The sequence below is a fragment of the Citricoccus sp. SGAir0253 genome (assembly GCF_005877055.1).
In the GTDB taxonomy this organism is placed as follows: domain Bacteria; phylum Actinomycetota; class Actinomycetes; order Actinomycetales; family Micrococcaceae; genus Citricoccus.
Window position 1 is genome coordinate 1,102,406 of sequence record NZ_CP039424.1, and the last position, 22,816, is coordinate 1,125,221.

Consider the following 22,816-nt stretch of genomic DNA (forward strand, 5'->3'; position numbering starts at 1 on the left):
TTCCGTCCACGCCTCGACTCGGCTACGTTTGACGCATGTCACGGTTCAGCTTCCTGGAATGGCCGGTCATCCGGCAGTTCCGCACGGACGACTCGTCCGGCCGAAGCTCTGCCGTGGTCTCCGGCCGGACCCGGTCCCTCACCCCCCGCACCGCCACCGCGGACCGCGCGGTGCAGAGCGTCTGCCCGTACTGCGCGGTGGGCTGCGGACAGAAGGTGTTCGTCTCGGACGAGCGGGTCGTCCAGATCGAGGGGGACCCGGACTCGCCGATCTCCCGCGGCCGGCTGTGCCCCAAGGGCTCGGCGAGCGAGCAGCTCGTCAACGCCTCCAACCGCCAGACGAAGGTCCTCTACCGCGCGCCGCGGGCCACCGAGTGGCAGGAGATGGACCTGGAGACCGCCACCGAGATGGTGGTGGACCGCTTCCTGGAGTCCCGCCGCAACGGCTGGCAGGACCTGGACGAGCAGGGCCGCCGGCTGGCCCGCACCATGGGGATCGCCTCCCTGGGCGGCGCCACGCTGGACAACGAGGAGAACTACCTCATCAAGAAGTTGTTCACCGCGGCCGGCGCCATCCAGATCGAGAACCAGGCCCGTATTTGACACTCCGCCACGGTTCCCGGTCTGGGGACCTCCTTCGGGCGCGGCGGCGCCACCCAATCGCTGCAGGACATGGCCAACGCCGACTGCATCGTCATCCAGGGCTCCAACATGGCCGAGGCGCACCCCGTGGGCTTCCAGTGGGTGACGGAGGCCAAGGCGCGCGGTGCCAAGGTCTTCCACGTGGACCCGCGCTTCTCCCGGACCTCCGCGGTGGCGGACAAGCACGTCCCCATCCGGGCGGGCTCGGACATCGTGCTGCTCGGCGCGCTCATCAACCACGTGCTCACCCACGAGAAGTGGTTCAAGGAGTACGTGGTGGCCTACACGAACGCGGCCACGATCGTCGGGGAGGACTTCCGGGACACCGAGGACCTGGACGGGCTGTTCTCCGGCTTCGATGAGGAGACCGGCGGCTACGACATGTCCTCGTGGGCCTACGAACCGGAACCGGGATCGCCGGCCGCCGGGGCCGGCGTCGGGACCCCGGGGACCGGTGAGGCCACCGAGGGCGCCTCCGGCGCCGTCGCGGGGTCCATGGGCGGTGACGCCGTCCAGGAGGACGCCGCCGAGGCCTCGACCGAGGCCGCGGGGCACCAGTACGGCTCCGGCGGGCCGGACATCGAGACCCACCGGCCGCGCCGCGACGAGACCCTGCAGCACCCGCGCTCGGTGTTCCAGATCCTCAAGCGGCACTACTCGCGCTACACCCCCGAGATGGTCCGCGAGGCGTGCGGGATCTCCGAGGAGGACTTCGAGGAGCTGGCGCACGCCATCACGCAGAACTCCGGCCGGGAGCGCACCACGTGCTTCGCCTACGCCGTCGGCTGGACGCAGCACACGGTGGGCGCCCAGTACATCCGCACCGCCACGATCCTGCAGCTCCTGCTGGGCAACATGGGCCGTCCCGGCGGCGGCATCATGGCCCTGCGCGGGCACGCCTCCATCCAGGGCTGCACGGACATCCCGACCCTGTTCAACCTGCTGCCGGGCTACCTGCCGATGCCCACCGTGGAGCGCCAGGACCTGGCCACCTACCTGGAGGCGATCGCCTCCAAGCAGCAGAAGGGCTACTGGGCGGAGGCCGACGCGTACACGGTGAGCCTGCTCAAGGCCTGGTGGGGGGACGCCGCCCACGCCGACAACGACTACGCGTACGACTACCTGCCGCGGCTCACCGGGCCGCACGGGACCTACCAGACGGTCGAGGGCATGATCGCCGGGGACGTGGAGGGCTACTTCATCCTCGGCCAGAACCCCGCGGTCGGCTCCGCCAACGGGCGCATGCAGCGCATGGGCATGTCCCACCTGAAGTGGCTCGTGGTCCGCGACTTCCAGCTCATCGAGTCCGCCACGTGGTGGAAGGACGGCCCGGAGATCGAGACCGGGGAGCTGCGCACCGAGGACATCGAGACCGAGGTGTTCTTCTTCCCCGCGGCCAACCACGTGGAGAAGGCCGGCACCTTCACCCAGACCCAGCGGCTCGTCCAGTGGCGCCACCAGGCCGTGGCACCGCCGGGCGACGCCCAGTCCGAGTTGCAGTTCTTCCACGAGCTCGGCAAGCGGATCCGGGCCCGGCTCGCCGACTCCACCGACCCGCGGGACCGGCCCCTGCTGGACCTGACCTGGGATTACCCGGAGGACGAGCACGGGGAGCCGGACGGCGAGGTGATCCTGCAGGAGATCAACGGCCGCTTCGTCTCCGGTGAGCGGGCCGGGGAGCTGCTGTCCAGCTACACCCAGATGCGCGCGGACGGCTCCACGGCCGGCGGCTGCTGGATCTACACGGGCGTGTACGCCGACGGCGTCAACCACGCCGCGATCCGCACCCCCGGGGGCGGGGACGGCCCGCAGGACGAGGAGTGGGGCTGGGCCTGGCCGGCCAACCGGCGCATCCTGTACAACCGAGCCTCGGCGGATCCCGAGGGCCGGCCGTGGTCCGAGCGCAAGCGGCTCGTGTGGTGGGACGAGGAGCAGGGCCGGTGGGTCGGCAACGACGTGCCGGACTTCCCCGTGGACCGCGCCCCCGGCAGCACCCCGGACCCGTCCCTGGGCGGCGCCGCCGCGATCGCGGGGGACGACCCGTTCATCATGCAGGCCGACGGCAAGGGCTGGCTGTTCGCGCCCAAGGGCATGGTGGACGGCCCGCTGCCGACCCACTACGAGCCGCAGGAATCGCCCGTGCGCAACGCGCTGTACGCGCAGCAGAACAACCCCACGCGCGTCACCCTGCCGCGCAAGGACAACCTCTCGGCGCCCGAGGCCGGCACGCCCGGCTCGGACGTGTACCCGTTCATGTTCACCACCTACCGGCTGACCGAGCACCACACGGCCGGCGGGATGAGCCGGTGGCTGCCCTACCTCGCCGAGCTGCAGCCGGAGATGTTCTGCGAGATCTCGCCGGAACTGGCCGCCGAGCGCGGGCTCGAGCCCTACGGCTGGGCCACGCTGGTCTCCCCGCGTGCGGCCATCGAGGCCAAGGTGCTGGTCACGGAGCGGATGCGGCCCCTGCGCGTCGGGGGGCGCACCGTGCACCAGATCGGCCTGCCCTACCACTGGGGCGTGGGCGTGGACGCGGTGGTCAGCGGGGACTCCGCCAACGACCTGCTCGGGATCACGCTGGACCCCAACGTGCTCATCCAGGGCTCGAAGGTGGGCGCGGTGGACATCCGCCCCGGCCGGCGGCCCCGCGGCCGGGCGCTGCTGGACCTCGTGGCGTCCTACCAGGAGCGCGCCGGTCTCACCGTGGACTCCGGCAACGAGGGCGTCACCGGGACGCACGAGGAGGCCGGGGCCGAGCAGGCCACCGCACGCAGCAGGACCACGGACCGCGCCGCGAACGGGCCCGGGACCACCGGGCCGGGCGAGCGCGCGGGGGAGGACTAGATGTCTCGACTGACCGCACCGGACAGCGCGGCGGTGGGGGAGAACCCCACCGCGGACGCCCACTACGAGCACCCGCATCCGCGCAAGGGGTTCTTCACGGACACCTCCATCTGCATCGGCTGCAAGGCCTGCGAGGTGGCGTGCAAGGAGTGGAACCGCAATCCCGTGGACTCGGACTACGCGCTGTCCAACTCCTCCTTCGACAACTCCGAGGGGCTGGGGGCGGACACGTGGCGGCACGTGGCGTTCATCGAGCAGGACCGGTCCCGGATCGAGGCGGCCCGGGAGTCCGGGCGCGCCCTGGTCAGCCTCGGGATGCCCGGCTTCCGGCCGGTCGGCGCCGCGCACCCGGACGTGCCGAGCGCGGCCGGTGACGCGACCGCAGCGGCCCTCTCCGGTGCCCTGCACGGCGCGCTGGCCGAGGCGGCCGGGGGTCCGGCGGCCGGGCTGCCCCCCGCCCCGGACCTGGGCGAGCTGGACGTGCTCTCCGCGCTCGGTGGCGGGCCGACCCGCCCAGAGGACGCCGGGGCCGTGGACACGACGCCGCCGGACACCCCCGAGTTCCGCTGGCTGATGTCCTCGGACGTGTGCAAGCACTGCACCAACGCCGGCTGCCTGGACGTGTGCCCCACCGGCGCGCTGTTCCGCACCGAGCACGGCACCGTGGTGGTGCAGGACGACGTCTGCAACGGCTGCGGCACGTGCGTGGCGGGCTGCCCGTTCGGGGTGATCGAGCGGCGCAAGGACGGCATCGCCCAGCCTCGCACCGAGCGCTCCGCGGCCCCCGGGACGCCGACCGCGCCCGGGACGCCGGAGCCCACCCGCAACGCGGGCGTGGCCCAGAAGTGCACGCTGTGCTACGACCGGCTCCGCGACGACCAGACCCCCGCGTGTGCCCAGGCCTGCCCCACCACCTCCATCCGCTACGGCGAGCGGGCGGACCTCGTGGCCTCCGCCCGGGACCGGGTGGCCCGCCTGCACGCCCAGGGCCGCACGGAGGCCCGGCTGTACGGGGCGAACCCGAACGACGGGGTGGGCGGCACCGGCTCGGTGTTCCTGCTGCTGGACGAGCCGGAGGTGTACGGCCTGCCGCCGGACCCGCGGGTCCCCACCGCCGACCTGCCGAGGATGTACGCCCGCGCCGGGATCGCCATGGCCGGGATGGCCGCGGCCTCCGCCCTCGCCTTCGTGCTGGGAGGGCGCCGGTGACCACCTCCGAGTACGACGCCTACCGCCCGCCCGAGGAGCCCCGCCGCCGGCGCCGCCGGGAGGCCCCGGCCCCCGGGCGGACGACCGCCACGCAGGACGCCCCCGCCCAGGACGGCCCGACGACGGCCGCCTCCGGCGCGGGGACCGGTACCGGACCCGCGGCCGTCGGCGCGACGATCGAGCGCCCCCGGACCGGGGCGCCGTTCGCCACGGGCACCGCGCGCCGCGGGGGCCTGGCCCCCGCCGGCAGCGACGGGGCGCGCGAGATGGCCATGGTGCCCGAGCCGGAGTTCACGGCCGGGGACGGCTACTACGGCCGCCCCGTGGTCAAGGCCCCGCCCTGGGACGAGCGGGTGGCCACCTACCTCGTGTGCGGCGGCATCGCCGGCGGTTCCTCGCTGCTGGCCTTCGGCGCCCAGCTCACCGGTCGCGCCGAGCTGCGCCGCACCGCCCGGCTGACCGCCCTGGGCTCGGCGAGCGTGGGAGCGCTGGCGCTCGTGGCCGACCTCGGCCGACCCGAGCGCTTCCTGAACATGCTGCGCACCATCAAGCCGACCTCGCCGATGAGCCTGGGCTCGTGGGTGCTGGCCGGGTTCAGCACGGCCGCGGGCGTGGCCGCCGTCGCGGAGGCCGACCGGATGCTGGGCGAGGTGCTGCCCCTGGGCCCGCTGCGCACCGTGCTGCGCGCCGTGGAGGCCCCGTCCGGGGCGGTCGCGGCGCTGCTCGCCGCCCCGCTGGCCGGGTACACGGCCGTGCTGCTGTCCGACACCGCCATGCCCACGTGGAACGCGGCCAGGGACGACCTGCCGTTCGTGTTCGTCTCCTCCGCCTCGCTGGCCTCGGGCGGGATGGCGATGATCACCACGTCCACCGCCCAGGCGGGCCCGGCGCGCGCCCTCGCGGTGCTCGGGGTCGCCGGGGACCTCGTGGCCACGCGCGTCATGGAGCGCCGGATGGACCCGGTGGCCGCGGAGCCGCTGCACCACGGCCGGCCCGGCCGGCTCATGCGCTGGAGCGAGCGCCTGGCGGTCGCCGGCGGGATCGGCACGGTCGTCTCCGGGCTGACCCGGAGCCGGTGGGCGGCCGTCGCCTCGGGCGCGGCGCTGGTCGCGGCCTCGGCGTGCACCCGCTTCGGGGTGTTCTACGCGGGCAAGGACTCCGCGCGGGACCCGCGGTACACCATCGAGCCGCAGAAGAACCGCCTGGCCGCGCGCCGGCGGGCCGGCATCACGCACGACTCGATCACCACCGTCGGCTGACCCGGCGGGGGAGTCGTCACGCGGCGGGGAAGACGGCCCCGGGCCCCTGAAGGGGAGCCCGGGGCCGTCCGTCGTCTGCCCGCCGGGCGCCGGAGGCGTGGGCGGGAGGCTCGGAGCTGTCCGATGCCGGACGGGCGTGCCGAAGGACAGTAGGGGTCCGCGAGGGAGGGGCCGGTACTCCGAGCCCCGACGCTCCGGTGGCCTGACGGAGTGGCGGCACCGCGATCGCCGGCGGCCCTCGGACCAGACCGCCCGCACTGACCTGGCCCGGCGGTGACCCGGAACGTCAGCTGCCCTCCGCACCGTGCGGAGCCGAGCAGTGAGTATGGACACCCGGAAGTCACGTACCCCGGTGAGTAAGGGCCCCGAGGATCGGGCCGACCAGTCGAGTAGTCCCCCCCGGAACTTGGGGTAGCGATTACTCGTGAACCGGCGCGGTAGCCGTTCGTACAGTACAGGCATCGCCTCAGGTCAAGTCCTCAAATCCCCCTCCCGGAGCTCCCCGGCGCTCCCGATCACACCACGGACGCACACCGTCCCGCATCGATCCCCCTACCGGCGGCACCCGCAGCAGAGCGGGGCCGTCCCACCCGCCCTGGGCGTGGGCCTCCCCGTGGGAGACACCACGCGGCCAGGCCCGGACGTCCTTCCACCACCCCGGCTGGACGGACCCTCCGACCACCGTCCCAAGGAGTTCCCCGTGACCTTCATCGCCACTCCCGGCCCGGCCCGGCCCGGTGCCCCGTCCCGGGCCGCGGGTACGGAGACCACCCGGGTCGACCCGTCGGCGCACGTGGACGAGGCGGTCGCCGGCACGGGGGAGACGGCACTCGGCCTCCTGCCGCCCTCCGCGCCGGCCCGGCCGGCCAGCGGTGGCTCCCTCCCCCGGCCGACTCCCCGTGGCGTGGAAACCACCCCCCGTGGCCGCCTCCTCGGTCGTCGGCTCACCGCGGTGCTCTTCGGTCGGATGACCCGGTTCGCTGCCGTCGGGGCCATCGGAGCCGTGCTCAACCTGGGAATCATGGCCGCGCTCCTCGCGGTCGGGGCGCACTACCTGGTGGCTGCCGTCGTGGCCACGGAGCTCACCATCCTCGGCAATTTCCTGCTCCATGAGCGCCTCGTCTTCCACGACCTGAGAACCGGGCGCCCGTTCTGGCAGCGGATCCTCGGGAGCCTGGGCTTCAACAACCTCGAGACCATCGTCCGGATGCCGGTGCTGGTCCTGCTCGTGGACCTGCTGCTCGTCGACAGCGTCCTCGCCCAGGGGATCACGCTGGCGCTCGCATTCCTGGCCCGGTTCATCTTCACCTCGCGCGTCATCTACCGAATCCGCCCCGCTGCGGGCCGCCCCCGGCTCGTGATGCCCCGTCCTGAGGAGCCCCTCCCATGAACGTCACCCTTGGTGCACCCCCTGATCAGCAGCCCGCCGATCCGCGAGAGCCGGCCCATGACCGGCAAGAGGTGCAGAGGGTGGGCTGCCCTCGCTGTTCCGATGCCCGAGATGCCGGAGAGGAGGAAGCGTCATGAGCCTGGCCATGGACACCCCCGCAGGACCGCCGCCACCCGCCGCGGTGGAACCGGTCGGCCTGGACCTCTCCGGCCTCGACCGGCCCGGATCCCGCATCGTGTCGCTCATCCCGGCGCACAACGAGGAGGACGGCATCGTCAAGACGGTCCGCAGCCAGTTCGCCCAGTCGATCCAGCCCGCGCTGGTCATCGTCATGGCGGACAACTGCACGGACGATACCGTGCGCCTGGCCCGTGAGGCCGGGGCGCAGGTGGTGGAGACGGTGGACAACCGGGCGAAGAAGGCGGGCGCGCTGAACCAGGGGCTCGCCATGGTGATGCCGCTGCTCGACGACGACGACTACATCCTCGCCCAGGACGCCGACGGCGAGCTCGGGACGGACTTCATCAAGAACGCGCTGTGGGCCTACGAGGTCAAGCCGAACCTGGGTGGAGTCTCCGGTTGCATCGTCGCCCGGACGCCGACCAACTTCATCGAGCGGGCCCAGGCCATCGAGTACGCCCGCGGCACCCGCCTCATGGGCCGGCAGGGGGGGAAGGTGCATGTCCTGTCCGGCGCCGCCGCACTGTTCCCGGTGCGCGTCTTCAGGGCCATCGCGGAGGCACGCGGCACCACGCTGCCCGGCGCCCCCGGAACGGTGTACATGGAGGACTCGCTCACCGAGGACTACGAGCTCACCCTGGCGATCCGGCACCTGGGGTTCGACTGCACCAGCACCAAGCGGTGTCCGGTGGTCACCGACATCATGCCGGACATCGAGATGCTGCAGGTCCAGCGCCTGCGCTGGTACCGGGGGGCCATGGAGTCGCTGTGGCTCTACGGGTGGAACCGGATCACACGGAGCACGTGGGGCGGCGTCGCGTTCACCTTCTTCTCGTCGCTCCTGTTCCCGCTCGCGCTGCTGGCGCTGGTCCTGAGCTGGCTGCTCTGGGACATCGGACCGAACCCCCTCTACTGGTTCCTCCTGCCCATCTTCATGGCCGAGAACATCGTGGTCGCGATGCGCATCAAGGACAGGGCGTCCCTGCGGACGGCCATCTTCTTCGTGCCCCTGTGGCTCTACGACAACGCCATGTTCATCGTGTACTGGCGCGCCCTGTTCGGAGCCGTGCGCCGCGAGGCGCGCGTCTGGGTCACCTGAGAGGAGGGAAAACAGCAATGTACGGAACAAGCGGAATCGCCGCCACGACCGGTGCGTCGGCCACCGCGCTCGCCGCCACCGGACTGGACGTCTTCTGGATCGTCGTCTCCAGCGTGGCGTTCATCATGGCCGGCGTCGTGTTGACGCGGCTGCGGCCGAAGGAGGAGTTCTGAGCAGCGTGGCGGCCTCGCGCGAGGCCGCCACGCACTCGGACAGGAGGACCATGCGCATCACCCCGATCATGACCGCAACCACAGCCGTCCTGGCCCTGGCCCTGGCCGGGTGCGCCACGCCCGACCCCCCGGCCCCCACTCCCATCACGCGCGAGGCGCGTGGGGTCAAGGCGGCCGACATCGGCCACCTGCCGGACCTGACGCCGCCGGAACGCTGCACCGGTCACGTGGCACTCACCTTCGACGACGGACCCACGAAGCTGACGCCGGAGATCCTGGCCGTCCTGGACCACTACGACGTGCCCGCGACCTTCTTCAACGTGGGTCTCCAGGAGAAGGCCCTGCCGCGCCTCGTCGAGCGAGAGCTCGCGGCCGGCCACCAGGTCGGCAACCACACGATGACGCACCCTGACCTGTTGTCCCTGGACGTCGACGAGGCCCTGGAGGACGTGGACGCGGCCTCGGCGACGCACCGCGACCTGACCGACGAGCACGTGACGCTGTTCCGCCCGCCGTACGGGAACTCCGACGCGGCGATCCGCGCCGCGGCCGAGGACCGTGGCCTGACCGAGGTCCTGTGGACCGTCGACTCCAAGGACTACGAGGCCATCTCGGTCGACGAGGTGGTGGAGAACTCCCGGGGAATGACCGACGGCGGCATTCTCCTCATGCACGACGGCAAGCCGCTGACCGTCGAGGCACTGCCCCGGGTCATCGAGCACTACTACGACGAGGGCCTGTGCTTCGGCCGGGTCACTCCAGGCGACACCGAACTCCCCTCCAACGTGGGCCTCACCCACCGGGCCCGAGCCAGCGACTAGGAAGCAGCATCATGAGCACCGCAACCCTCACCCGATCCGAGGCCTCCGCCGCCACTCGCCCGGCGCGACGGCCGATGAGCCGGCCCACGAGACAGTGGCTACTCCTGGGAGCGGTCGCGGTCTACGTCGTCGTCCTGGCCGTCCGCCTGCGCAACACGGCCTTCATCGACGAGGCCCTGTACATCAACGCCGGGAACGCCTACCTCGACCACTGGTTCGGCGGCCGCCCCCTGGGTGATGCAGGTGCCTTCTTCTCGGGACTGCCCGTCCTCTATCCCGTCCTCGCGGCCCTCATCGACTCGGTCGGTGGACTGTACCTCGTCCGCGCGTTCAGCCTGGCGTGCGTCCTGGCGACCGCCCTGCTGCTGTTCGGCACGGCGCGCCGGCTCTGGGGACGCCGAGCAGGCCTGCTGGCGGCGGCCACCTTCCTGCTGTCCGGGCCGGTGGTCTTCATCGGGTGGCTGGGGACGTTCGACGCGCTCGTGGTGGCCCTGCTCGCCCTCGGCCTGTGGCTCGGCCTGGCCCGCTCGGGCATCCCCTCGGCGGTCCTGCTCGGCATCGTGCTGACCCTGGCGACCCTGACCAAGTACACGGCCGGGCTCTTCGTGCCCGTGGTCCTGGCCGCCACCGTCGTCGCGGGGGCGATGGGTCTCCGACGGGCGGGGGTCGCCGCGGCCGTGGCAGTCGGTTCCCTGGCGGTGGTCTGGACGCAGGGCGGTGCGGACGTGGCGCGGGATGTCGCGTTCACGACCACCGGCCGCCAGGCCCTGTCACCCGTGGGCGCCGGCGAGCTGTTCGGCCTGCTGATCGACCACCTGGCCTTCCTCATCCTGCTCGCCGTCGTGGCCCTCGTGCTGATGTGGCGGGCGGGGGGGTGGCGACTGCGGGTGCTGGGCCTGGGCCTCGTCACCGCGGCGGCGGCGCTGCCGGTAGGCCAGATGATCCTCGGTGAGGCCGTCTCGTTCGAAAAGCACCTGGCCTACTCCGTCCTGCTGCTCGCGCTGCCCATCGGATGGGGCCTGGCCCACGTCTCACGACTCCCGCTCATGGTCACCCCCGTGGTGCTGGCCGTGATGATCATGGCCCTCTTCCCGCTGGTGCGAGCAGACGCGATGTACCGCTGGCCCAACGTCGCCAGCGTGTTGGCCGCGATCGAGTACGACCCCCAGCCCGGCCTGTACATCAGTTCGGCGACCGACGCGTTGGACTACCACACCCGCGACCTGCCGGGCATCGCGTGGGAGACGACGTTCGAGCTGTACTTCGAGGGTGAGGAGGGGATCCAGGCGGCCGTCGCCAACGAGCGGTACGAACTCGTCATCCTGCGCACCGCCAGCGTGGGCAACGCCGAACAGGACTCGCTGCAGGCGACCTTCCTCGCGGCCCTGGAGCAGAACCCCGCCTACGGCTTGGCCTTCGAGCCGTTCCCCGCGTCGACCACCCCCGGCGACGAATGGCTCATCTACTCCCACCGGTGACCACTCCCGCCGGTGAATGCCAGAACGAAGAACGGAGAGAACCCGCATGAAGAACAGGAAGCCCAGGAGGCTCCTCGCCCTGGCGGTGGCCATGAGCACCGTCAGCCTGGCCGGGGTGCCGGTGGCCACCGCCGCCCCCTGCACGTGGGGGACGCAGTGCGTCGCCGTGACCATGGCCTCCCCGACGAACGGGGCGACGCTGAGGGGCACGGTGGACCTCGAGGCCTCCGCGCGCGTGATCCAGGCGTCGCGGGGGGAGATCGTTAAGGTCGAGTGGTGGCTGTACCACCCCGACTTCACGCGGCAGGTGCCCGAGAACGAGGAGGGGAAGATCCTCCTCGACGAGGTCACCACCCCGTCCTCCGGCACCCCGCTGAACGGCACGTGGCGCGGCCAGTGGACGGTGTCCAACCGGATGACCACCCGGGACGGGGCCTACCAGCTGTCCGGCACCCGGACATACACGCTGCCGAACACGAGCGGCTACAAGGTCGAGGCCCACGTCCTGGACGAGGAATGGGTGCGGACGTGGGGCGGCCCGCCCGGCCGTAGCGATCCCGCGAACGTCACGATCGACTTCGGCGGCACGTCCTCGCCGACCCCGACGCCGACCCCGACGTCGACCTCCTCGCCGAGCCCGACGCCGACGTCGACCTCCTCGCCGAGCCCGACGCCGACGCTGGCGGCGGACCAGGTGCGGATCGGCACGTCCACTCGCAAGCTCGACGGGACGAACGTCTACCGTGGTACCGGGATGCTGGTCCGGTACACCGGGACGCGCAGCCCGGCCAACCAGTACGGCATCGAGGTCGCGGTGGGCCCGGACAACCGGGTGACGGCGGTCTCGCGGTACCAGACGGGCATGGCGATCCCGAGCGGTGGCTACGTCCTGTCCGGACACGACGACTCGGCGACCTGGCTGTCCACTCATGCCACGGTCGGTGCGGTCGTCCAGCTCGGCAGCGCCTCCTCGCCCAGCCCGACCCCGACGTCGACCTCCTCGCCGACCCCGACGCCGACCCCGACGTCGACCTCCTCGCCGACCCCGACGCCGACCCCGACGCCGACCTCCTCGCCGAGCCCGACGCCGACGTCGACCTCCTCGCCGAGCCCGACGCCGACGTCGACCTCCTCGCCGAGCCCGACGCCGACGCTGGCGGCGGACCAGGTGCGGATCGGCACGTCCACTCGCAAGCTCGACGGGACGAACGTCTACCGTGGTACCGGGATGCTGGTCCGGTACACCGGGACGCGCAGCCCGGCCAACCAGTACGGCATCGAGGTCGCGGTGGGCCCGGACAACCGGGTGACGGCGGTCTCGCGGTACCAGACGGGCATGGCGATCCCGAGCGGTGGCTACGTCCTGTCCGGACACGACGACTCGGCGACCTGGCTGTCCACTCATGCCACGGTCGGTGCGGTCGTCCAGCTCGGCAGCGCCTCCTCGCCCAGCCCGACCCCGACGTCGACCTCCTCGCCGACCCCGACGCCGACCCCGACGTCGACCCCGACGCCGACCTCCTCGCCGGCGTCCAACGAGGTCCAGGTGGGGACCGCGAAGCATGTCCTGAACGGCACGAACGTGCCCCGCCTGGCGGACTACCTGGTGCGGTACACCGGCACCAAGAGCCCGGCCAACATGTGGGGCACGGAGGTCGCGGTGGGCAGCAACGGGAAGATCCTCTCGGTCAGCACTCGCCAGGAGGGCATGGCGATCCCCAGCGGCGGGTACGTCCTGTCCGGGCATGGAGAGGCCGAGCGGTGGCTGGAGGCCAACGCCCCGGTCGGCGCGACGGTCATCCTGCCCGGTGGCACGGCACCGGTCCCCTCGCCGACCCCTACTCCCACCGCCACCTCCACCACCTCGCCCCCCACGACGGGCCTGGCGGCGACCGGCCGCTGGAGCATCTCGAACAGCCCGTTGCCCTCCCGGGCGATCCACTCCACGCTCTTGCGGGACGGGCGGGTCCTGCTGCTCGCGGGCTCCGGCAACAACACGGGGGACTTCGACGCCGGGACCTTCAAGAGCGCCGTGTGGAACCCCACGACGGGTGCCTACAAGGAGATCCCCGTTCCCTACGACATGTTCTGCGCCGGTCACGTCACCCTGCCGGACGGCCGTGTCCTGATCAGCGGGGGCACGGAGGGGTATGCGGGCCACAACGGGGCCGTGGGCTACGTCGGCTCGAAGAAGTCCTACGTCTTCGATCCTGCCACGGACGCCTACTCGGCGGTCAACGACACCATCGAGGGGCACTGGTACCCGACGTTGACCAAGCTGGAGAACGGCAATGTCTGGTCGGTCGGGGGATACGACAACCGGGACGGGCGGGCCAAGGTCTCCACGGCCGTGGAGATGTACGACTTCGCGGCCGGTCGGTGGCTGCCCGCCTCGGGCACCGCACAGACCGGGCGGTACTGGGGCACCTACCCGCACTTCTTCCTCATGGCGAACGGGAACCTGTTCTTCACGGGCGGGTACACCTTCGGTGACTCCCCGTCGGCCACGGGCTCCGTCATCCACGACTGGCGCAACGGCACCAGTGGTGATGTCCCGGGGCTGCGGGACCGCCAACTCCGCGACCAGGCGGGCTCGGTCCTGCTGCCCCCGGCACAGAACCAGACCTTCATGATCGCCGGGGGCGGGTCGACCGACCGGGGAGGGGCGACGAACAGCGTCGACCTCATCAACCTGAACTCGGCCAACCCCGCGTGGACTCCCGGACCGGCACTGCCGGGCCCGGAAGGACGGATGTACCTCAACCTCACCACGTTGCCCGACCGGACCGTCCTGGCGTCCAACGGCAGTACGGGACCGCGTGCGGGCAACGTGCTACGGGCGGCGACGTACAACCCGGCGACCAACGCCTGGACCACGGTGGCGGCGGATCCCGTGGGCCGCAACTACCACTCGTCCTCGCTGGTCCTCATGGACGGCCGGGTCGCGGTCTTCGGCTCGAACCCGGCCGACGGGTCCTTCGAGATGCGCGTCTCGATCTACGAACCGGGCTACCTCTTCAAGGGCACCCGTCCCACGATCACGGCGGCTCCCGGCTCGACCGGCTACGGTGCGGGGTTCGACCTGGGCGTCACCGGGGACGTGGTCAGCGCCTCACTCACGGCCGTCGGCTCGGCCACCCACCAGACGGACACCAACGCCCGCCTCGTGGACCTGCCCATCACCGGTACCGGCACGACGCGTCGCGCGACGGTACCGTCCAATCCCGCACTGTTGCCGCCCGGGCCCTACATGCTCACGGTCCTCGACGCCAACGGTGTCCCCTCCGTCGCCAGGATGGTGAATGTCCGATGAGAGAACAGATCCTCGTGGTCGCCGCGGCTGGGCTGCTGCTGCTCGGCGGATGCGCCCTCGACCCGGCCTCGGGCGCGCCCGGCTCCGGCGCGCCGCCGGTGGCGGCCCCCGACTCCCGTCCGGACTCACAGGTCGCCGACGCACACGTGCCGATCGCGGGCGTGGCCCCGGAGGCCCACGCCGCCAACAGGCCCGGACCGCAACAGGCCCAGGGCATCAGGATGGTGCCGGACCGGGGGAGGGGCCTGGATGCCGACGACGTGTCGGACACGGCGCTGGCCGGCGGCTGCGTGCCCGGCTACGGCACGGACGGGGAATGCCTGCCCCCGGTTCCGCCCCGGCTCGCGGCCGAGCACGCGGGGCACCGGGGAATGGACGGACCCGAGATGGCGATGTTCTACAACTGCGCGGACGTCCGGGCCCTGGTCCCGGACGGCCTCGTCACGGAGGACGACCCGCTCGGCCTCGACTCGAACCGGGACGGGATCGCCTGCGGGAAGGGAGATGACAGCAGGTAGCCGGCAGGTGGGTCACGCGGAGGAGCGGCGGGAGGTCGGCACATGATCACCCGCCGCTCGTTCCTCGCCGCGGCCGTGCTTCCCGCGCTGGGGCTGGCCTCGGGCGCCGTCGACGGTGAGGAACCCCAGCGCTACACCGACGTTTCCCGGGAGCCGGTACCGGAGGGCTATCCCCACGACCGGCCCCTGCCGACCCTCAGGAGTCCCGTCATGGCACCCCTTCCCCGGCGCGTGGTCGCCGGCTACTGGACCTACTGGGGATCCCCCACGCGGCTGAGGGACATCCCGGCCCAGTACAACACCGTCTTCCTCTTCCACGCGACACCCGTCGGAGGTGCGCCGGGCAGCACGGGGGCAGTGCAATGGAACACGCCCGACGACGGGCGGGGGGCGGCGACCCATCTCCTGGCGGACCTCGCGGAGTTCCGCCGGACGCGCACGGCCATCCTCACCGTCGGGGGGGCCCGGGCGCACGTCGACCTCTCCACGCGCGCACGGGCCCAGGCCTTCCTGGACAGCGTGCTGCGGATCTACGGCGACCTCGGCGGCTTCGACGGCCTGGACTGGAACACCTACGAGGGCGACCAGCAGCCCAACACCGAGCAGATGATCTGGGTCTCCCGGGAGCTCAAGGCCCGCTTCGGACAGGACTTCGCCATCACCACCCCGCCGGCGCCCTGGCGCCAGGTCGACGTGGCGCACTGCCGGGCCATGGTGGAGGCAGGCGTCCTGGACATGGTCAGTCCGCAGTACTACGACGGTCCTGGACTGGCCACGGAGGCCCATATCGTCCGGTCCGTCACCGAGTGGGTGGCGCGCATGGGAGATGCCAGCCGCGTCGGAGTCGGTTTCGGCCTGGCGACGAGGCCCCAGTATTCATCCCGGGCGACGGTGCGGGCCGCCTGGGAGATCCTGGCAGGCCGCCATCCCGGGCTGAGGGGCGGATTCAACTGGAACCTGGCCACGGACGAGGGCATGGGCTGGCCCTTCGCCGAGCAGATCGCGCCACGGATGGTGATCGAGGCATCCTCGCCCCCGATCGTGCCGCCCCTCGTCCCCGTGCCGCTCCTCGCCCTCCGGTACGCCCCCCCGCAAGCGCCCAGCACGGACCCGGGGCCGTCGCCGGAGGGCGCGGCGACCACGGCGGCGGGAACGGGCACGCCACGGCTCCCGGACACCATCGTCGGCACCGAGTGGTCGGTCGCCACCGGCCCGCGGATCGCTGACGTGCCTCCCGAGTGCACCGTGGTGTGGATCGCGGCGGAGCACGCGGCCGGGGCCGGCGGTGACGACAAGGCCCCGGACGTCCGGGACCGGGCGGGGACTGCGCAGGCCCTGACGGCTGGGATCGCACTGCTGCGCCGCAGGGCCTCGCCACCCCGGATCGTCCTCACCGCCACCCTGGGCGCCGATGACGCACCCGAGCTCACCTCGGCGGGGAGCGCCGACGCCCTGGCCGCAGAGGCCGTCCGGACCGCTCGCGAGCTGCGGCTCGACGGCTTCTGCTGGGCCCTCGGCCACGCCCCCCGGTCCGTCGCCGCCTCCGTGGAGCGGGTCAGCCGGGCCATCGTCACCGAGATGCGCCGGACCGATCCGGGATTCTCGCTCACGGTGATCCCCCGGACGACGCCGGGAGCGGACCCGGGGCACGACGGCACCGCTCCGGTCCACGCAGACGTGGTCCGACGCTGCCGGGACATCCTGGACGCCGTCCTGCCGCAGTACCCGGCCCAGGACGACCGGCTCCAGGACGCCCGTCACCTGCGAGCGGATGTCCAGGGCTGGCTCGACTGCGGATTGCGGCCCGACCAGGTGGGACTGCTGGTGGAGGCCCGGTGGGGACTGGTCGGGGCCGATGGCTCGCCGGTCGGGACGCCCGTCGTCCCCGAGCGGGCGTGGGCTGCGCTCACCGCGGAGTGGCCGGGCCTGCGTCACCCGGGCACCTGGTCGCCGGGCGGTCGCACGGCGGGTGGTCGCCCACGCCGTTCGGACTAGACGGGATCGGCACCGGTGCGCCGACCGAGAGGGTCAGCGCACGCGGATGCCGCTGCCGGCCACCGTCTCGCCGATCACCGGGTAGCCCGGCACCTCGCCGACCACGAGCAACCCGCCGGAGGTCTGCGCGTCGGCCAGCAGCAGCAGGTCCTCCTCGGTGACGGACCCGTCCGCGGCCAGGTGCGGCCGGACCCAGTCGAGGTTGCGCCGCGTGCCGCCGGAGACGAAGCCGTCGCGCAGGGCCTCGGCCGCCCCCTCCACGAGGGGCACCGCGGTGTGGTCCACCACGGCGCCCACGCCGGAGGCGCGCACCATCTTGTACAGGTGGCCGAGCAGGCCGAAGCCGGTGACGTCGGTCGCCGCCCGCGCCCCCGCGGCCAGCGCCGCGGCGGCGGCGTCCCGGTTGAGGGCGGTCATCGAGGCCACGGCCGCGGGGAAGGACTCGCCGGTCTGCTTGTGCCGGTTGTTCAGCAGGCCCACCCCGATCGGCTTGGTCAGGGTGATCGGCAGGCCCGGCCGCGCGGCGTCGTTGCGCAGGAGCCGGTCCGGGTGCGCCACGCCGGTGACGGCCATCCCGTACTTCGGCTCCGGGTCGTCGATCGTGTGCCCGCCGATCACGGGGCAGCCGGCCTCCCCGGCCACGGCGAGCCCACCGCGCAGCATCTCGCTCATCAGCTCCATCGGCAGCACCCCGCGCGGCCAGCCGACCAGGTTGATCGCCACGACGGGCGTGCCGCCCATGGCGTAGACGTCCGAGAGGGCGTTCGCCGCGGCGATCCGCCCGAAGTCGTAGGCGTCGTCCACCATCGGGGTGAAGAAGTCGGCCGTGGAGAGCACGGCGAGGTCCTCGCGCAGCAGCACGGCGGCGGCGTCGTCCCCGTCGTCGAGCCCCACGAGGACCTCCGGGGCCTGCTGGCCCACGAGCCCGCGCACGGCCTCCTCGAGCTCGCCCGGCGGGATCTTGCACGCGCACCCGCCCCCGTGCGCGTACCCGGTCAGCCGGACGGGGCCGGCCGCGGCGGGCGACTCGCCGCCCTGCGCGGCGGCCCTCCCGGCGGGGCCCGGGGCGGGGGGTGGGGCGGTGGCGGCGGTCGCGGTGGAGTCCATTCCGCCACCCTAGCCACGCCCGGTGGTAGTTTCGACCACGGAGGCGTCCGGGTCCTGGTGGGCCCCCCGGTCTTCAAAACCGGTGAGGCCGGGCATCCCGGCCTGGCGGGTTCGATTCCCGTCCGCCTCCGCCAACGTCACCCGCCCGGCCGCACCGGCCGCGCGCCCGCCCGAGGAGGACCTTCGTGACCGAGCAGCACGGCGCGGAGGACCCCCGGCGCCGGATCCCGCGCACCGACGCGCTCCTGGCCCTGCCGGAGGTCCGCTCCGCGCGGGCCCGGCTCAGCGACGCCGTGCTCGCGGACCTCGCCCGCCGCGCCCAGGACCGCGCCCGGTCCGGGCGGATCGCCCCCGAGGACGTCGCGGCCGCGCTGGTGGCCGACGTCGCCGGTCGCGCGGCCACCAGCCTCCGCCCCGTGCTCAACGCCACGGGGGTCGTGGTGCACACCAACCTGGGCCGCGCCCCGCTCTCGCCGGCCGCCGTGGACGCTCTCGTGCGGGCGAGCGGCTACGTGGACGTGGAGATGGACCTGGACTTCGGGGTGCGCTCGCGCCGCGGGGCCGGGACGGTCGCGGCCCTGCTGGCCGCGGTGCCCGAGGCCGAGGACGCCCTCGTGGTCAACAACGGCGCCGCCGCCCTCGTGCTCGCCACCACGGCCCTCGCCGCGGGGCGGGAGGTCGTCGTCAGCCGCGGGGAGTTCGTGGAGATCGGGGCCGGCTTCCGCCTGCCGGACCTCATCGCCTCCACGGGCGCCCGGCTGCGCGAGGTGGGCACCACGAACCGCACGCACCGCGCCGACTACGCCGACGCGATCGGCGCGGACACCGGCTGCCTGCTCAAGGTCCACCCCTCCAACTTCCGGGTGGACGGCTTCACCGCCGCGGTGCCGGTCGCCGAACTGCACGCCCTGGCCACCGAGCGCGGGGTGCCCCTCGTGGTGGACGTCGGCTCCGGGCTGGCCCGCCACGACCCGTCCCTGCCCACCGAGCCGGACCTGGCCGCCGCGCTCGCGGACGGGGCCGACGTCGTGATCGCCAGCGGGGACAAGCTCCTCGGCGGCCCGCAGGCGGGGCTGCTGCTGGGCCGCGCCGCGACGATCCGCGCCCTCGCGCGGCACCCGCTGGCCCGCGCCGTGCGCGCGGACAAGCTCACCCTCGCCGCCCTCGAGGCGACCCTGGCCGGCGGGCCCACCCCGGTCGAGCGCTCCCTGCACGCCGACCCGCGGCGGTTGCGGGAGCGGGCCGAGCGGCTGGCCGCCGCGGTGCGCGCCGCCGTCGCGGACGCCGGGGACGAACCCATGGGGAACGGGCCGGCCGGGGGCGTGTCCGTCGTGGCGCACGACGGCCGGGTCGGCGGCGGGGGCGCCCCCGGGGTGCCGCTGCCGGGCTGGGCCGTGCGCCTGCCCGCCGGCCTCGCCCCGCTGCTGCGGGCCGGGGACCCCGCGGTCGTGCCGCGCGTGCACGAGGGCGCGTGCCTCGTGGATCCGCGCTGCGTCCCCGAGGACGACGACGACCGGCTGGCCGCCGCGGTCGGCGCGGCCCTGCGGGCGCTGGCCGGCGGGACGCCGGGCGGCGGGGCGGGGGCCTGAGGTGCACGTCGTCGCCACCGCCGGGCACGTGGACCACGGCAAGTCCACCCTCGTCCGCGCGCTGACCGGGATGGAGCCGGACCGCTGGGCGGAGGAGCGCCGCCGCGGCCTGACGATCGACCTCGGCTTCGCGTGGACGGCCCTGGACTCCGGGCGCGAGGTCGCCTTCGTGGACGTCCCCGGCCACGAGCGGTTCCTGTCCAACATGCTCGCCGGGCTCGGACCCGCCCCCGTGGTGTGCTTCGTGGTCGCCGCGGACGAGGGCTGGAAGCCGCAGTCCTCCGACCACCGGGACGCGGTGGCGGCCCTCGGCATCGAGCACGGCCTGGTGGTCCTCACGCGGGCCGACCTCGTGGAGGACCCGGACCGGATCGCCGCCGTGCTGGAGCGGACGCGGGCCGAGATCGCCGGCACGGGGCTGGCGGGCGCCCCGGCCGTCGTCGTGTCCGCGGCCACGGGCGCGGGGCTGGACGGGCTCCGGACCGCGCTGGACGGCGTGCTCGCCGCGGCGCCCGCGCCGCCGGCCGGCGGGCGGGTGCGGCTGTGGGTGGACCGGTCCTTCACCGTCCGGGGCGCCGGCGCGGTGGCCACCGGGACCCTCGCGGCGGGGACCCTCGCCGCGGGCGACCGGCTCGAGCTGCTCGGGGTTGCGGGCGCCGTGCCCGTGACCGTGCGCGCCCTGCACAGCCGCAACGCCCCGCACGAGGCCCTCGGGCCCGTCAACCGCGTGGCGGTCAACCTGCGCGGGGCGGACGCCGAGGCGGTGCACCGGGGCGACGCGCTGGTGACGCCGGGCGCATGGCCGCTGGCCGACGTCGTGGACGTGCGGCGCACGACCGGCACGGACCTCACCGAGGCGCCCGCGGGCCTGCTGCTGCACGTGGGCACCGCGACCGTGCCGGTGCGCGTGCGGCCCTTCGACGCCGGCCACGCCCGGCTCACGCTGGACCGCCGGCTGCCGCTCGTGCCGGGGGACCGGCTCGTGCTGCGCGACCCCGGGGCGCGCACCGTGTTCGGCGGCGTCCGGGTGCTGGACGTGGACCCGCCCGCCCTGGTCCGGCGCGGGGACGGCACCCGCCGGGCCCGGTTGCTGGCGGGCATGCCCGACGGCGGCGACGCCCTCGGGGAGATCGCCCGCCGGGGCGCGGTGCGGGCAGCCGCCCTGGACCGGCTGGGGCTGACCGTGCCCGCGGGGGCCGTCGGCGTCCGCCGGCTGGGGGAGTGGTGGCTGCACGAGCCGGTCCTCGCCGGGTGGCGGGAGCGGCTGCGCACCGCCGTGGAGGACCTCGCGGCGCGCGACCCCCTGGCCGCCGGGCTCAGCCGGGGCGCCGCGCTGGACCTGCTCGCCGTCCCGGACCCGGCCCTGCTCGACGCCGTGGTCGCCGAGGCCGGCCTGGCCCAGGCGGCGGGCTTCGTCACGGTGCCGGGGCCGGCGCGGGGCCTGGGGCCGGCCGAGGCCGCGGTCGCCGCCCTGGAGCGGCGACTGGCGGCGGCGCCCTTCGCCGCGCCGGAGGGGGACGAGCTGGCGGCGCTGCGGCTCGGGTCCCGCGAGCTGGCGGCCGCCGAGCGGGTGGGGCGACTGCTGCGCCTCGAGGGGTCGGTGGTGCTGCTGCCCACCGCCCCCGCGCTGGCCATGCGCGAGCTCGCCCGGCTGGCGCAGCCCTTCACCACGAGCCAGGCCCGGCAGGCGCTGGGCACCTCCCGCCGGGTGGCGATCCCCCTGCTGGAGCTGCTGGACGCCCGGGGGTGGACCCGGCGGATCGACGCCGGCCACCGCGAGGTGGTGCGCTGAGGCCGGTCAGAGGTCGCGGCGCATGACGAGCCGCGGCATCCGGCTCGCCACGGCGTCCGTGGTGCCGATGACGCGGAACCCGGCCCGCTCGAACATCGACCGGGTGCCGACGAAGGCCATGGTCAGGTCCATCCGGCCGGGCGGGTCCACGGGATAGGCCTCCACCGCGGGGGCGCCGCGGGAGGCGGCGTGCTCCACGGCCCCGGCGAGGAGCCGGTCCGTCACGCCCTGCCGCCGGTGGCCCGCCCGCACCACCACGCAGATGATGCTCCACACGGGCACGTCGTCGACCGGGCGGATGAGCTTCGAGGACCGCAGGCGCGGGATCTCGGCCCGGGGGCCGATGCTGCACCAGCCCACGGGCTCGCCGTCGCGGTAGGTGACGACGCCGGGCGGGTGCTCCCGCGCGCACAGGGCGCGCATCGCCTGCTCGCGGCTGCCGCCCCCGAGCTCCTCGATCTCGCGCGGCGACAACCGGTGGGACAGGCACCAGCAGTGGGTGTCCCGGCGGCGGGGATTGATGACGTCGGCGAAGTCCTCGAAGCGGTCGGGGGTCACGGGACGGGTCTGCCAGTCCGGTTCCTCGGGCATGGCACGAGGGTAGGCGCCGCCGGGGGGTGCCGGAACGGTCCCCGGCCCTGCCCGCCCCGCCCGTCGGACCGGCAACCGGGTCAGTCCAGGGCCCGCACCTCGGCGGAGCCGCCCAGTGACTCCAGGGCGGTGAGGGCCAGGGCCATCGCGGCGGCCTCGTCGGTGAACAGGTGCCCGTGCACCCGGGAGGCGGCCAGGCGCAGGGCGTCGGCGCGGTCCAGGCCGAACCAGTCCATGATCGTGTCCAGCCCGGACGGGCTCACCCGCCACACCTTGTCGGCGTCCTTGACGATCGCGTCCTCGATCGAGAGCGCCTCGCGGCGGCTGTCGTGGCCGTCGATGATCTCCACCACCCGCGCCGTGAGGCCGGGATCGTGGCCGAGCGCCCCGAGGATGCCCTCGGCGATCCGGGCGCCCTCGCGCTCGTGCGCCAGCACGAGGTCCGGCCGGCCGCCCCCGGGGGCGATCGCCTCGAGCACCTCGTCCCCGGGCACGCGGGACCAGCCCGTGTCGTGCAGCAGGATCGCCGGCAGCACCACCCGCGCCTCGGCCTCCGGGTGGGACTCGAGCAGCGCCGCGGCGATGCCGAAGGCGTAGAGGGAGTGGCGGTCGTTGCCGCGCACCCGCAGGTGCGGGGCGGCGAGCGCCCAGATCCGCCGCTGCCCCGGGTCGAGGGCGGGCAGTCCGCGCAGCCCGCCCGGGTGGGGCAGGTGGGCCGAGACGTCGCGCCCCAGCTGGTTGTCGGTGGCGTGCGTCTTCTGGCCCATGGGCGCCATGCTGGCCGGACCCGGCCGCCGTCGTCCAGCGTCTCCTCCCA

General features: G+C 74.0%; 16 protein-coding genes and 1 tRNA gene. 14 read left to right on the forward strand and 3 right to left on the reverse strand.

All coding sequences use genetic code 11. The annotated features are described in order from the left end of the window. Positions 1–35 precede the first annotated feature (35 nt). From fdh to E7744_RS05135, 11 genes are all read left to right on the forward strand, one after another. Positions 36–3,485, forward strand: coding sequence for a formate dehydrogenase (fdh, locus tag E7744_RS05080; RefSeq protein ID WP_246858555.1), 3,450 nt, complete (start codon positions 36–38; stop codon positions 3,483–3,485). After that, a complete protein-coding gene (locus E7744_RS05085) occupies positions 3,486–4,694 on the forward strand; it encodes a 4Fe-4S dicluster domain-containing protein (RefSeq protein WP_137773185.1) in 1,209 nt (402 codons plus the stop codon). After that, positions 4,691–5,953 (forward strand): NrfD/PsrC family molybdoenzyme membrane anchor subunit, encoded by a 1,263-nt coding sequence (gene nrfD, locus E7744_RS05090; protein WP_246858556.1) that lies wholly within the window; start codon positions 4,691–4,693, stop codon positions 5,951–5,953. The genes E7744_RS05085 and nrfD overlap by 4 nt, the downstream gene beginning before the upstream one ends. Positions 5,954–6,653: 700 nt before the next feature. Further along, entirely contained in the window at positions 6,654–7,343 is a 690-nt protein-coding gene (locus E7744_RS05095) for a GtrA family protein (RefSeq protein WP_137773186.1), read from the forward strand. 133 nt (positions 7,344–7,476) lie between these two features. Then, on the forward strand, positions 7,477–8,622 hold the full coding sequence (locus E7744_RS05100; RefSeq protein ID WP_137773187.1) for a glycosyltransferase family 2 protein: 1,146 nt from the start codon (positions 7,477–7,479) through the stop codon (positions 8,620–8,622). A gap of 17 nt (positions 8,623–8,639) precedes the next feature. Continuing rightward, on the forward strand, positions 8,640–8,795 hold the full coding sequence (locus E7744_RS15780) for a hypothetical protein (RefSeq protein ID WP_168199764.1): 156 nt from the start codon (positions 8,640–8,642) through the stop codon (positions 8,793–8,795). Positions 8,796–8,863: 68 nt separating this feature from the next. Continuing rightward, positions 8,864–9,616, forward strand: a complete 753-nt coding sequence (locus tag E7744_RS05105) for a polysaccharide deacetylase family protein (RefSeq protein WP_168199765.1) — start codon at positions 8,864–8,866, stop codon at positions 9,614–9,616. Between the two features lie 11 nt (positions 9,617–9,627). After that, positions 9,628–11,094: a glycosyltransferase family 39 protein gene (locus tag E7744_RS05110; protein WP_137773189.1), complete on the forward strand. Its 1,467-nt coding sequence runs from the start codon at positions 9,628–9,630 to the stop codon at positions 11,092–11,094. Positions 11,095–11,140: 46 nt separating this feature from the next. After that, the gene (locus tag E7744_RS15785; protein ID WP_168199766.1) at positions 11,141–14,407 is read left to right on the forward strand and encodes a galactose oxidase early set domain-containing protein; all 3,267 of its coding nucleotides are present in this window, start codon (positions 11,141–11,143) and stop codon (positions 14,405–14,407) included. Next, positions 14,404–14,925 (forward strand): hypothetical protein, encoded by a 522-nt coding sequence (locus tag E7744_RS05130; protein WP_137773192.1) that lies wholly within the window; start codon positions 14,404–14,406, stop codon positions 14,923–14,925. Before E7744_RS15785 ends, E7744_RS05130 begins: the two co-directional genes overlap by 4 nt. Before the next feature lie 42 nt (positions 14,926–14,967). After that, on the forward strand, positions 14,968–16,920 hold the full coding sequence (locus E7744_RS05135; protein ID WP_137773193.1) for a glycosyl hydrolase family 18 protein: 1,953 nt from the start codon (positions 14,968–14,970) through the stop codon (positions 16,918–16,920). 33 nt (positions 16,921–16,953) lie between these two features. On the opposite strand, the gene selD is transcribed toward E7744_RS05135, so the two are convergent. Continuing rightward, positions 16,954–18,027: a selenide, water dikinase SelD gene (gene selD, locus E7744_RS05140; RefSeq protein WP_137773194.1), complete on the reverse strand. Its 1,074-nt coding sequence runs from the start codon at positions 18,025–18,027 to the stop codon at positions 16,954–16,956. Positions 18,028–18,066: 39 nt separating this feature from the next. On the opposite strand from selD, the gene E7744_RS05145 reads away from it, so the two are divergent. The 3 genes from E7744_RS05145 (at position 18,067) to selB (ending at position 21,408) form a co-directional block, all read left to right on the forward strand. Next, a tRNA-Sec gene (locus E7744_RS05145) sits at positions 18,067–18,161 on the forward strand. Between the two features lie 51 nt (positions 18,162–18,212). Beyond that, on the forward strand, positions 18,213–19,616 hold the full coding sequence (gene selA / locus E7744_RS05150; RefSeq protein ID WP_137773195.1) for an L-seryl-tRNA(Sec) selenium transferase: 1,404 nt from the start codon (positions 18,213–18,215) through the stop codon (positions 19,614–19,616). Position 19,617: 1 nt separating this feature from the next. Next, positions 19,618–21,408, forward strand: coding sequence for a selenocysteine-specific translation elongation factor (selB, locus tag E7744_RS05155; RefSeq protein ID WP_137773196.1), 1,791 nt, complete (start codon positions 19,618–19,620; stop codon positions 21,406–21,408). A 6-nt stretch (positions 21,409–21,414) separates the two neighbouring features. Here selB and E7744_RS05160 read toward each other — a convergent pair whose 3' ends face one another. Continuing rightward, entirely contained in the window at positions 21,415–21,999 is a 585-nt protein-coding gene (locus E7744_RS05160; protein ID WP_137773197.1) for a GNAT family N-acetyltransferase, read from the reverse strand. 80 nt (positions 22,000–22,079) lie between these two features. Continuing rightward, positions 22,080–22,766: an HD domain-containing protein gene (locus E7744_RS05165; protein WP_137773198.1), complete on the reverse strand. Its 687-nt coding sequence runs from the start codon at positions 22,764–22,766 to the stop codon at positions 22,080–22,082. Positions 22,767–22,816: the final 50 nt, after the last annotated feature.